The following is a 13,293-nucleotide window of genomic DNA, read 5'->3' as shown; positions in this document are numbered from 1 at the left end:
GTCCAGTGACCGGCGGGTCGGGACTGCGAATCAGCTAGACTCGGTCCGGGCGATCTTCCGGAGAGCAACCTTGCAGAGCAGCGGCGCCGGCGCGCGCGCATTTCAGAACGCGCGATTGCAGAAGAAATTGAAGAAGCAGGCGGACGCCGTCATCGCTGCCGCGGCGAGCGCCTAAGGCCGATATGCGGAAACCGAGGCGCTCTGCCGTCAGATCCTGCAAGCTGTTCCCGACCATTTCGACGCCACGCACTTGCTCGGCCTGTGTGCGCAGAACGGCCGGCGCCTCGAGGAGGCGCAGCGGCTGCTCGAGCGCGCGATTGCGCTCGATCCTCGTTCGCACGAAGCCCATAGCCATCTCGGGACCGTGCATTTTGATCTCAGGAAGTTCGAGGATGCGCGCCGGTGCCAGGAGAGGGCGATCGCGCTGAAGCCGAACTTTCCGCAGGGGCTGACCAATCTCGGCAATACGCTGCTCCACCTCAATCTCGCGGAGCAGGCGATCGAACTGTACGATCGCGCCATCAAGCTGAAGCCGGACCATGCCGATGCACTCTGCAATCGCGGCCTGGCAGAGCTGGCGCTGCGCCAATTTGACCGCGCCAAACAGAGCTTCGAGCGCGCCCTGGTGTTTCAGCCGCGTCAAGCGGAAGCGCTCATCGGCAAGGGCGTGGTCGATATCGAGCTCAAGCACTACGATGAAGCGGAGGCCGCGCTCGCAGCGGCGCTCGCGATGAGGCCTCATTCGGCCAAGGCCCTGGCGCACCGCGGACGGCTCAATTTCGAGCTATCGCGGTTGGAACGGGCGGCTGCGGATTTCGATGCAGCGCTCGCGCTTTCGCCCAAGCTGGAGGTCGCCTTGCAGGGGAAGGCGCAAGTCAGCATCCAGCTGGGGAACACGGCCGAGGCGCTTGCGGCCGTCAAGATACTGCTCGCGGAAAATCCGCGCTCCGCGATCGCGATGACGCTGCTGAGCGCCTGTTTCGCCAATCAGGGCGAGATCGCATCCACCATCGCACATCTCGACACCGCCCTGGCGATGGCGCCTGATAATGCGGACCTGATCGCCCGCAAGATTTTCTTTCTGGACTTTCTCTCCGACGCCGATTTCGCGGTCCAGCAGGCCGCGCGCAAACATTGGTGGGACGCGATCGGAGCCAAGTTGCCGCGAAGGACGTTGGCGCCGCGCCAGCTCGATCCGGAAAGGCGGATCGTGATCGGATATGTCGCTGCCGAGTTCTGGTATCACTCGGCGGCGTTCGCCCTTCTACCGGTGCTGCGCCATCATGATCACACGAACTTCGAGATCGTCTGCTATTCATGCTCGCCGCGACGCGATGAGATGACAGCCGAATTCAACTCGTTTGCGGACATCTGGGTCGATGCCTGGCAGCTTTCGGACGACGAGCTGGCCGACCGCATCCAGGCGGACAAGATCGATATCCTGATCGACGTGTCAGGGCATTCATCGGGTAACAGGCTTCCTGTCTTCGCACGGAAGCCGGCGCCGATCCAGGTCACGGGTTTTGGTCATGCCACCGGGACAGGTCTTCAGACCATGGACCACGTGCTCGCGGATCCGATCTTCATTCCGCAATCGGCGCGGCATCTGCTGGCCGAAAAGGTCTATGACCTGCCGTGCCTGATCACGATCGATCCCATCGGGGATGTGCCGCCTTCGGAGCTTCCCATGCTCCGCAACGGCTATGTGACCTTCGGCGTATTCAACCGCATCTACAAGATCTCGGACGAGGCCATCCGGGTGTGGGCGAATGTGATGCGCGCGGTGAGCGGATCGAAGATCATCATCAAACATACCCTGCTGGACGATCCCTTGTTGCGCGACAGCCTGGTCGGGCGATTCGTGGCGCAGGGCATTGCCGAGGAGAACGTGATCTGCATGGGCTCGTCCCCGCGCGCCGAGCATCTGCGGGCCTTTGCGAATGTCGACATTTCGCTCGATACGTTTCCGCAAAATGGCGGCATCAGCACCTGCGAATCGCTCTATGCCGGCGTTCCGGTCGTGGCCAAGCTCGGCAACGGCGCCTCGTCGCGCGCCGGCGGCTCGATCGTGGCTGCCGTTGGCCTCAACGATTGGGTCGCGGAGGATGACGAGGGGTATGCCGCGATCGCGCGCACATATGCGGCGCAGCCAGCTCATCTGGCGAAGCTGCGTGCGGAATTGCCGGCCCGGATCGCAGCTTCGCCCGCCGGGAATGTCGAAATCTACACGCGGAAGGTCGAGGCGGCATATCGCCAGTTCTGGCGCGACCATTGTGCCGCGGACTCGGAGCGCGGCGAAGTCGCATAATCGGGCCGAAACGCGGGCGTCTCGTGGGCAAGCGTCCCGGACGTGAGCCTTCCCGCGACGATCACACGAACGGCGGCTTGATGTTGCTGCGCTTCTCCAGCCACTCCGGAACCGGCAGGTTCTTGGCGCGCATGAAGTCCGCATTGAACAGCTTCGAGAGATAGCGGCTGCCGGAATCGCACAGCACGGTGACGATGGTTTTGCCGGGCCCGAGCTGCCTTGCAAGTCGCATCGCGCCGACGACATTGATGCCCGTCGAGCCGCCGAGGCACAGGCCTTCGTGCTGGAGCAGATCATAGATCGCCGTGACGGCTTCGGCATCGGGAATCAGATAGGCGTCATCGACCTTGGCGGTCTCGACGATCGCCGTCGCGCGGTTGAGGCCGATGCCCTCGGTGATCGAGCCGCCGGGCGTCGCCTTGGGATCGCCGGTCCTGAAATATTCGTACATGCCGGCGCCATGCGGATCGGCGCAGGCGATGCGGACGTTCTTGCTCTTTTCCTTGAGATAGCGGCTGACGCCGGCCAGCGTGCCGCCGCTGCCGACCGAGCAGACGAAGCCGTCGACCTTGCCGCTGGTCTGCTCCCAGATCTCGGGCCCCGTCGATTCGTAGTGAGCCTTCGCGTTGTCGAGGTTATTCCACTGATCGGCGAACAGCACGCCATTCGGCTCGGTCTTGCGCAGCTCGTCGGCGAGCCTGCGGCCGACATGCTGGTAGTTGTTGGGGTTGGCATAGGGCAGGGCCGGCACCTCGATCAGCTCGGCACCACACAGCTTCAGGAAATCCTTCTTCTCCTGGCTCTGCGTCTCCGGGATCACGATCAAGGTGCGGTAGCCGCGCGCGCTCGCCACGACCGCAAGCCCGATGCCGGTATTGCCGGCGGTGGCTTCCACCACGAGACCGCCGGGCTTGAGCTCGCCACGCTTCTCCGCCTCCAGGATCATCCATTTGCCGGCGCGGTCCTTGACCGACTGGCCCGGATTCATGAACTCGGCCTTGCCGAGAATGGTGCATCCGGTCAGTTCCGAGGCGCGCTTCAGCTTGATCAGCGGGGTGTTGCCGATGGCTTCGACAACGTCGTTGCGAATGGTCATGTCGGGGGAAATCACTGCCAGGGGGTTTTGATCAGGTTTGGCCAGAACCTAGTGCTTGGGAGGCCAAAGGGAAAGGCTTTTGCGTTGCGGCGAACCCTACCGAAACGCCCGTCCAAACAGCGATATGGTTGAGAGGCGGGACCGGCGATGATGCGCTCGGCCGCGAGGCGGGATATCGTAGGACGAAATGGTCGAACTCCGTTAGGACCCGACACGATAACGCTGGTGATGAGCGGTCTTGCGACCATTTCTTGCCACAGCGTTTGGGAGGTCGAAAAGTCTATCGGCAGGATGGACGGCTTCGTTTTCGGCAAATTGACGGTCTTCCGGGGCGGCCCAGATGGCGCAACTGAGCTGAAGCCGCCTGGCGCGGTTGGATCGAAGGGGCTCAGCGGCCGGTGTGGCAGCAATATCACATGAAATCTTAGTAAGCTTGCTCACGTTTCCAGATGTTGCGTAGTGAGAGAAGTCCCTGCGAGACAGGCATTTTTTACATTTTTGTCAGTTCGCTCCCGCCTCGTTGGCACGGGCATCTCGCAACTGCGGCACTGTCCCGCCGTTCCGCGCCCGGCTAGTATGATTCTTAGGTTCCGCAGAAAGCATCATAGCTGTGAACGCGTTATCCAAAGCCTCCCGACTGTCCCGCCGCGAATCGGCTAATCCGGCTGCACGGCGGCGGCTCGATCTGCCCGACGGGGGGTGGATGTGACACAGCAAGTTCCAGCGATCGCCTCGCGGCGGTCTCTCGGTTCTGCATTCCGGACGCTGCGCGCGGCGCGATGGATTGCGGTGTTGTGCCTCGCCGCCGGTTCGGGCGCTTGCGTGCTGACCCAGGATCTCCCCGATCCCGCGCTCGACGTACCCACGCAATACAAATATGCCGGCAAACGCGATGCGCCGCCATCGCTGGATTGGTGGCGTGGCTTCCGCTCTGCGGAGCTGACCCAGCTGATGGAGGAGGCGCAGACCGTCAACCTCGACATCGCCGCCGCGGTCGCGCGCATCGTCCAAGCCGACGCCCAGGCACGGCAGGCAGGCGCGGCGCTGCTGCCGAGCGTGTCGACGGCCGGATCGGAAACCTACTCGCGCACCTCAGGCTCGAGCGCCTCGGGCCTGTCCATCGGCGGACGCGAGGTCGTCAACTATTCGGCCTCGCTGAGCGCGAGCTACCAGCTCGACTTCTGGGGCCAGAATCGCGACGCGCTGCAAACGGCGGAGGAAACGGCCAACGCCAATCGCTTCGACCGCGACACGGTCGCACTGACTACGCTCGCCGCCGTCGCCAACGCCTATTTCCAGGTGCTGGCCTCGCAGGATCGCATCAGGACCTCACAGCGCAATATCGCGAGCGCGCAGCGCATCCTCGATGCGGTCAAGGAACGGCGCAGGGCCGGCACCGGCACCGATCTCGACGTTGCCCAGCAGGAGAGCGTGCTCGCGAACCAGAAGGCCTTGGTGCCGCCGTTGCGCCAGACACTCGACCAGAACGCCAACGCGCTGGCTGTTCTGGTATCGCGCCCGCCGGAGAGCGTGCGCGTGCTCGGCGGCTCCCTGGATCGGATCGCGATCCCGCGCGTGACGCCCGGCCTGCCGTCCGAGCTCCTGACGCAGCGACCGGACATCCGCCGACAGGAAGCCCAGCTCGCCTCGGCGACCGCGAACATCGGCAACGCCCGCGCGCAGTTCTTTCCGACCATCCAGCTCACCGGCAATGGCGGCTATCAGAGCTCGGCGCTGGTCTCGCTGTTCCAGCCGCATGCCGCCTTCTTCCAGCTCGTCGGCAGCGCGACACAGCCGATCTTCGACGGCGGCAGGATCCTCGGTAATTTCGAACTCGCGAAGGCCCGGCAGGACGAGCTGCTCCAGACCTACCGCAAGACCATCATCCAGGCCTTTGCCGATGTCGACAATGCGCTGTTCTCGATCAAGCAAACCACGATCAAGCTGCAGTTGCAGCGCGACGTCGTCGCCGCCTCGCGCCGGGCTTTCGATCTCTCCGAACAGCAATTGCGCGCCGGCACTGCCGACATCGTGACCGTGCTCAACACCCAACTGACCCTGTTCCAGGCGGAAGACGCGCTGTCGCAGGCCCAACTCGCACGGCTCCTCGCCATCGTCAGCCTGTACCAGGCGCTCGGCGGCGGTTGGGAGCCGAGGATGGAGAAACCGGTCAATGCTCTTTAAGCCGGAGACGAAGCAAGACGCGAAGGAGGGGACGGCGAAAAGATCGCGCGGCCGCGGCTTCGTCATGACCCTGATCACGCTCGCGATCCTCGGCGGGCTCGGTTATCTCGGCTGGACCGTTGCGCATCAGGAGCAGGCCAACAACCGCAACCAGCGGCCGGATCTGCCGGTGCCCGTGCTGGCGGCGAGCCCACGCATCCAGGACGTGCCGGTTTATCTCGACGGCGTCGGCGCGATTCGCGCGCTCAATACCGTGACCGTCCGCTCGCAGGTCGACGGCAAGCTGATCGCCGTCAACTTCACGGAGGGCCAGGACGTCAGGAAGGGCGACGTGCTCGGCGAGATCGATCCGGCGATTTACCAGGCGCAGTACGACCAGGCGGTGGCCAAGAAGGCGCAGGATCAGGCTCAGCTCGCCAACCAGCGCATCGATCTCGCGCGCTACGAGCAGCTCGCAGCGACCAATGCCGGCTCCAAGCAGCAGGCCGACACCCAGCGCGCGCTGGTGGCGCAGACCGAGGCGCTGATCAAGGCCGACCAGGCCGCGATCGACAATGCCGCGGCAACTCTCAGCTACACCAAGATCGTGGCGCCGATCTCGGGCCGCGCCGGCCTGCGCCAGGTCGACCAGGGCAACATCATCCACGCCTCCGATACCACGGGTCTTGTGGTGATCACGCAACTGCAGCCGATCGCGGTGTGGTTCAGCCTGCCGCAGCAGCAGATCATGCGCGTCAACGCGGCCGCCGCAAAGGGCACGCTGGCGGTCGACGTGTTCGGCAATGACGGCATTACGGTGATCGACACCGGCAAGCTCACCGGCATCGACAACCAGGTCGACCAGACCACCGGCACGCTCAAGCTCAAGGCCGAATTTCCCAACGCCAATTACCAGCTCTGGCCGGGCCAGTTCGTCAATGTCCGTCTCAAGGTCGAGACCTTGACGCAGGCGCTGGTGGTGCCGACCTCTGCGGTGCAGCGCGGCCCGGTCGGGACCTTCAGCTACGTCATCGGCGAGGACAATATCGTCTCGGCCAAGCCCGTGACGGTGACGCAGCAGAACGAGCATGACGCGGTGATCGCCAGCGGCCTCTCGCCGAGCGACAAGGTCATCACCACGGGCTTTGCCAATTTGTCCGACGGCTCCAAGGTGATCGTGGGCCGCGACGACCAGACCCCATCGGCCGATCTTGCCCCGCGCAAGCGCTCGCGCGCGCCGGACGCGCAGAAAAAGGATGGTGCCAAAGAAGTTCAGAAGGACGGGCAGGGCAAGGACGGTGAGTTCCGTGCCAAGCGCAAGAGCAGCGAAGGCGACCAGAAGGGGCAGACTGGGCCGGCGCCGGGGCCGGGGGCATCGGGAAGTGGAGCCAAGCAGCCATGATCCCGACAACAGCCGCTTGACGCGGCAGGCATAACCCATGGGTGTCTCCGAACCCTTCATCCGGCGGCCGATCGCGACCTCGCTGCTCGGCATTGCGCTCTTGATCGGCGGGCTGCTCGGCTATTTCGCGCTTCCGGTCTCGGCGCTGCCGCAGGTCGATTTCCCGACCGTGCAGGTGACGACGCAGCTGCCGGGCGCGAGTCCGGACGTGATCGCCTCGCTGATCACCGCACCGCTGGAGCGGCAGCTCGGCCAGATCCCCTCGCTGTCGGCGATGAACTCGACGAGTTCGTTCGGCGTCAGCCAGATCTCGCTCCAGTTCGACCTCAACCGCGATATCGACGGTGCGACGCAGGACGTGCAGGCCGCGATCAACGCGGCGGCCGGCGTGCTGCCCAGGACGCTGCCTTACCCGCCGACCTACGCCAAGGTGAACCCGGCGGATGCGCCGGTGATGACGCTGGCGCTGCGCTCCGACACGATCTCGCTGCGCGCGATGAGCGACATCGCGGACACCATTCTGGCGCAACGTTTGAGCCAGATTTCAGGGGTCGGTCGCGTCTCGGTGCTCGGTGGACTGAAACCGGCCGTGCGCATCCAAGCCGATTTGGCACGCCTCGCAGCCTATGGCATCGCCATGGAGGATCTGCGCACCGCGATCGCCAATGCCAATGTCTCGGGGCCGAAGGGCTCGCTCGACGGCGCGCAGCAATCCTATCTCATCGCGGCCAACGACCAGATCGCCGCCGCTGACGCCTACAAGCCTGTCATTATCGCCTATCGCAACGGCTCGCCCGTCACCATCGGCGATGTCGCTCAGATCGTCGACGGCCTCGAGAACGACCGCACCGGCGGCTGGTACCAAGGCACGCCGGCCGTCATCATCGACATCCAGCGCCAGCCCGGGGCCAACGTCATCGACGTCGTCAGCCAGATCCGCGCAGAGATCCCGAAGCTGCAGCGGGCGATTCCGGCCGGTGTGAACCTCACCATCGTGTCTGACCGCACCGTCACCATCCGCGCCTCGGTGCGCGACGTGCAGTTCACGCTGGTCCTTGCCGTCGTGCTGGTGACGCTGGTGGTGCTGCTGTTCCTGCGCTCGCTGCGTGCCACGCTGATTGCCGGCGTCGCGCTGCCGCTGTCGCTGATCACGAGCTTCGGCATCATGTATTTTGCCGGGTTCAGCCTCGACAATCTGTCGCTGATGGCGCTCACGATCGGCACCGGCTTCGTCGTCGACGATGCCATCGTCATGATCGAGAACATCGTTCGCCACATGGAGAATGGCGAGAGCGCGATGGAAGCCTCGCTGAAAGGCGCCAGCGAGATCGGCTTCACCGTGATCTCGCTGACGGTGTCGCTGATCGCGGTGTTCATCCCGCTGCTGTTCATGTCCGGCCTCGTCGGGCGCATGTTCCGCGAGTTCGCGCTGACACTGACGATCGCGGTCGTGACCTCGGCCGTGGTCTCGCTGACGCTGACGCCGATGATGTGCTCGCGCTTGCTGAAGCACGCCCATGAGGAGCTGGCGGTGCCGGGCCTCGCCGCGATCAGCCGCTTCATCGACCGCACCGTCGACTTTTACCATCGCACGCTGCTCTGGGTGCTGGAGCGCCAGCGCGCTACGCTGGTCGTGACCTTCGCCACGCTGGTCGCAACTCTCGTTCTCTATGTCGTCGCCCCCAAGGGCTTCCTGCCGCTCCAGGACACCGCCTCGATCACGGCGGTGACGGAGGCGGGGCCGGACGTCTCCTTCGCCGAGATGCAGAAGCGGCAGACCGAGGCCGCCGACGCCATCAAGGCCGATCCTGACGTAACAGGCGTGGTCTCGGTGATCGGTGCCGGCTCGGTCAACCCGACCACCAATGTCGGGCGCCTCGTCATGACGCTCAAGCCGCGCGGCGAGCGGCGCGACGATGTCGGCGTGGTCGTGAGCCGGCTGAAGGAGCGCGTCGCCGGCATCCCCGGCATGACCGTCTATTTCCAGCCGGTGCAGGACGTGCAGATCTCGACCCAGTCGAGCCGCTCGCAATACCAGTACACGCTGACCGGCACCGATGCGGCGCTGGTGTCGGAATGGGCGCGCAAGCTCGTCGCCGAGATGCGGCGCGATCCCCTGTTCCGCGACGTCTCCTCCGAGGCGCAGGAGGGCGGCCTGCGGGCGCAGCTCGAGGTCGACCGCACCCGCGCCGGTCAGCTCGGCGTCAGCCTGCAAGGCATCACCGACACGCTGAACGATGCCTTCGCGCAGCGGCAGATCTCGACGATCTACGGCCAGGCCAACCAGTACCGCGTGGTGCTGGAGGCGCTGCCGATGTATCAGCGCGATCCCTCGATCCTCTCCAAGCTCTATCTGCCGGGCGCCGCGAGCAGCGTCGCCGGCACGCCGAGCGCCCAGGTGCCGCTCTCGGCTGTGGCGACGCTGAAGCGCACCACGGCGCCGCTCGCGATCTCGCACCAGGCGCAGTTCCCCTCCGTGTCGCTCAGCTTCAACCTCGCACCGGGCGCGGCCCTCGGCGATGCCGTCGAAGCCGTGAAAGCGATCGAGAGCCGGATCGGCATGCCGGGCAGCATCGTCGGCGTCTATGCCGGTGACGCCGCCGAGTTCGCCAAGGCGCTGGCCGGCCAGCCATGGCTGCTGCTCGCCGCCGTGATCACGATCTACATCGTGTTAGGGGTGCTCTACGAGAGCTACATCCACCCGATCACGATCCTGTCGACGCTGCCCTCGGCCGGCGTCGGCGCGATCCTGGCACTGGTGCTGTGTGGGCAGGACCTGTCGGTGATCGGACTGATCGGCATCATCCTCTTGATGGGCATCGTCAAGAAGAACGCGATCATGATGATCGACTTCGCGCTGGAGGCCGAGCGCGGGCAGGGGATGTCGCCCAACGGAGCGATCGTGCAGGCGTGTCTGTTGCGCTTCCGTCCCATCATGATGACGACGCTGGCGGCGCTGTTCGGCGCGCTGCCGCTGGCGATCGAGAGCGGCACCGGCGCCGAGCTGCGCTTTCCGCTCGGCATCTCCATCATCGGCGGCCTGCTGCTGAGCCAGCTGCTGACGCTCTACACCACGCCCGTGATCTATCTCGCGCTCGACCGCATCAACCGCCGCCTCGAGCAGGCGCTGCCGCCGACCGAATCCGGCGGTCCGCCGGTCGCCGGCGCGACCGAGGGGATGCAGTGATGGCATCGATCTCGGAGCCCTTCATCCGCCGCCCGGTCGCGACCACGCTGCTCTCGATCGGGTTGTTCCTGCTGGGTGTCGTCGCCTACGAGTTCCTGCCGGTGTCCTCAGTACCGAACGTCGATTTTCCCGCCATCTTCGTCTCCGCGAGCCGCCCTGGCGCCGATCCTTCCGTGATGGCGGCAACGGTCGCCGCGCCGCTGGAGCGGCGCCTGGGTGAGATTGCCGGCATCAATCAGATCACCTCGACCAGCTCGCTCGGCATCAGCAATATTCAGCTGCAATTCAACATCGGCCGCGACATCGATCGCGCCGCACGCGACGTGCAGGCCGCCATCAACGCCTCGCTGGTGGACCTGCCGAGCGATCTGCCGGCGCTGCCGCGCTTCCGCAAGGCCAACACCGCGGGCGCCCCCGTCTACGTGTTGGCGCTGACGTCGAAAACCCTCACCACCAGTGCGATCTATGATGTCGCCGACACCGTGCTGGCGCAACGCATCTCGCAGGTGCCGGGCGTGGGCAACGTCACGATCAGCGGTGCCGATCAACCGGCGGTGCGCATCCAGCTCAATCCGGTCGCGCTGTCGAATGCCGGCATCGCCACCGACGACGTACGGACCGCGATCATCAATGCCAACCCGCTCGGCCCGGTCGGTATCTTCAACGGCGAGCGCCAGAGCGAGACGCTGGCGCTGAACCGCCAGATGCGGACCGCCCAGGAATTCCGCGACATCGTGATCAAGAGCGCGAACGGCAATTTCGTGCGGCTCTCCGACGTCGCCGAGATCGAGGATTCCGTCCGCAATGCCCGCTCGATCGCCTGGTTCAACAAGCAGCCGGCGGTGATCATGCAGATCACCAAGCAGGGCGATGCCAACGTCATCGACACTGTCGACCGCGTCAAGGCGCTGATCCCCGAGCTGAAACAATGGATTCCGGCAGGGGTCGAGATTTCGACCCTGGTCGATCGCACCGGCACGATCCGGGCCAGCGTCGAGGACATGCAGTGGACGCTGCTGGCAACGGCCATCCTGGTGATGGTGGTGGTGTTCGTGTTCCTGCGCAGGATCACGCCGACGATCGCGGCCGGCATTTCGGTGCCGCTGGCGCTCGCCGGCACCTGCGCAGGGATGTGGCTCGCCGGTTTCTCGATCGACAATCTGTCGCTGATGGCGCTCGCAATCTCCGTCGGCTTCGTGGTCGACGACGCCATCGTCATGATCGAGAACATGTTCCGCAATCTCGAGCACGGCATGCGGCCTTTCCGAGCAGCGCAGGAGGGAGCGAAGCAGATCGGCTTCACCGTGCTCTCGATCAGCCTGTCGCTGATCGCGGCGTTCACGCCGCTGATCTTCATGGACGGCATCGTCGGCCGCCTGTTGCGCGAATTCTCGCTGACGCTGACCTTTGCGATCGTGGTCTCGACGCTGGTCTCGCTCACGGCCACGCCGATGATCTGCGCCCATTATATCCGGCAGACGACGTCGGGTACGGCCACGCTGTTCGACCGTCTGATCGAGGGATCGCTGTCGCGGATCGTCAATTTCTACGCGCGCAGCTTGCGCACTGTGCTGGAATTCCCGCTGCTGACGCTGCTCGTGTTCTTCGCCACCATCGGGCTGACCGTGACGCTCTACGTCAAGGTGCCCAAGGGCTATTTCCCGACTGACGATTCCGGATTCATCATCGGCGCGACGCGGGCCTCCGCCGACATTTCGTTCCAGTCGATGCTGGGCCTCCAGCAGCAGCTCGCCGACATCGTGATGGCCGATCCGGCCGTCGCCGGCATCGGCTCGGTGCTGGGCGGTGGCGGGCCGGGCCCGGCGACCTCCAACCGCGGCACGATGTTCATCAGCCTGAAGCCGCCGGCCGAGCGGAACCACGTCTCGACCGAGATCGTGATCGATCGCTTGCGGCGCGATCTTTATCGCGTTGCTGGCATCCGTCTCTTCATGTTCGCGGCGCAGGACGTCCGCGCCGGCGGACGGCAGAGCGACTCGAACTACCAATATACGCTGTCGAGCACCGACCTGGATCTGCTGCAGCAATGGGCGCCGATCGTCGCCAAGCGAATGGAGACGGTCGAAGGAATCACCGACGTGTCCGCCGATCGCGATCCCGGCGGATTGCAGCTCACGCTGGCCATCGACCGCCAGAAGGCCTCGCGGCTCGGCGTGCGCGTGCAGGACATCGACAATGCGCTGAACAACGCGTTCGCGCAGCGGCAGATCTCGATCATCTACACCCAGCGAAACCAGTACATGATCGTGCTGGAGACCGATCCGAAATTCCAGGTCGACCCGACCAATCTCGAGCGCATCTATGTGGCGGGCGCCAACGGTGTGCAGGTGCCGTTGTCAGCCGTGGTCCGCGCCCAACGCGGGCTCGCCTCGCTCGCCGTGTTTCACTCGCAAGGATTCCCCTCGACGACCGTATCCTTCAACACGCTGCCGGACGTGCCGCTCCAGGCCGCGACCCAGAACATCCAGCGTGCGGTCGAGGAGTTGCACATGCCCGAGGGCATCCGCGGCAGCTTCGACGGCAATGCCGGCGATTTCGCCAGGACCAGCGGCCGCCAGCCGCTTCTGATCCTCGGCGCGCTGATCGCGATGTACATCGTGTTAGGGGTGCTCTACGAGAGCCTTGCCCATCCGCTCACGATCATCTCGACGCTGCCCTCGGCCGGGTTAGGTGCGCTGCTCGCCCTGCAGCTGACCAACACGCCTCTGACGGTGATTGCCTTCGTCGGCATCATCCTCTTGATCGGCATCGTCAAGAAGAACGGCATCATGATGGTCGACTTCGCGCTCGACGCCGAGCGCCGGCGCGGGCTGTCCTCGGCGGAGGCGATCTTCGAGGCCTGCCAGGCGCGCTTCCGACCGATCCTGATGACGACCATGGCGGCGCTGTTCGCCGGCATTCCGCTTGTGGTCGCGACCGGCCCCGGCACGGAGCTGCGCCGCCCGCTCGGCATCACCATCATCGGCGGCCTGTTCGTCTCGCAGATCCTGACCCTCTACACCACGCCCGTGATCTATCTCCTGATCGACCGTCTGCGGCGCCGATCCGAGCCGCGTCCGCTGGCTGCGCCGGCGGAATAGGTTGTTGCAGCGACGCGCGAAGCGTATAGCGGCGAC

General features: G+C 65.1%; 5 protein-coding genes and 1 pseudogene. 5 read left to right on the top strand and 1 reads right to left on the bottom strand.

What is annotated here, in order from left to right:
• Nucleotides 1-70: 70 nt before the first annotated feature.
• A pseudogene (locus P6U27_RS18400) lies at nucleotides 71-2,308 on the top strand (tetratricopeptide repeat protein).
• Between the two features lie 61 nt (nucleotides 2,309-2,369).
• Here P6U27_RS18400 and P6U27_RS18395 read toward each other — a convergent pair.
• Complete coding sequence (locus tag P6U27_RS18395) at nucleotides 2,370-3,404, bottom strand: cysteine synthase A (protein WP_209294311.1); 1,035 nt, start codon at nucleotides 3,402-3,404, stop codon at nucleotides 2,370-2,372.
• Nucleotides 3,405-4,103: 699 nt separating this feature from the next.
• Here P6U27_RS18395 and P6U27_RS18390 point away from each other — a divergent pair.
• From P6U27_RS18390 to P6U27_RS18375, 4 genes are read left to right on the top strand one after another with little or no spacing between them, the layout of a single operon-like run.
• Nucleotides 4,104-5,588, top strand: a complete 1,485-nt coding sequence (locus P6U27_RS18390) for an efflux transporter outer membrane subunit (RefSeq protein WP_407194360.1) — start codon at nucleotides 4,104-4,106, stop codon at nucleotides 5,586-5,588.
• Nucleotides 5,578-6,969 (top strand): efflux RND transporter periplasmic adaptor subunit, encoded by a 1,392-nt coding sequence (locus P6U27_RS18385; protein WP_407194359.1) that lies wholly within the window; start codon nucleotides 5,578-5,580, stop codon nucleotides 6,967-6,969. The genes P6U27_RS18390 and P6U27_RS18385 overlap by 11 nt, the downstream gene beginning before the upstream one ends.
• Before the next feature lie 37 nt (nucleotides 6,970-7,006).
• The gene (locus tag P6U27_RS18380; RefSeq protein WP_407194358.1) at nucleotides 7,007-10,156 is read left to right on the top strand and encodes an efflux RND transporter permease subunit; all 3,150 of its coding nucleotides are present in this window, start codon (nucleotides 7,007-7,009) and stop codon (nucleotides 10,154-10,156) included.
• Nucleotides 10,156-13,257, top strand: a complete 3,102-nt coding sequence (locus P6U27_RS18375) for an efflux RND transporter permease subunit (protein ID WP_122403295.1) — start codon at nucleotides 10,156-10,158, stop codon at nucleotides 13,255-13,257. Before P6U27_RS18380 ends, P6U27_RS18375 begins: the two co-directional genes overlap by 1 nt.
• Nucleotides 13,258-13,293: the final 36 nt, after the last annotated feature.

The sequence above is a fragment of the Bradyrhizobium sp. STM 3566 genome (assembly GCF_045571445.1).
Lineage (GTDB): Bacteria > Pseudomonadota > Alphaproteobacteria > Rhizobiales > Xanthobacteraceae > Bradyrhizobium > Bradyrhizobium vignae.
The sequence above is the reverse complement of the archived record's forward strand: the minus strand, read 5'-3'. Positions and strand labels throughout refer to the sequence as shown.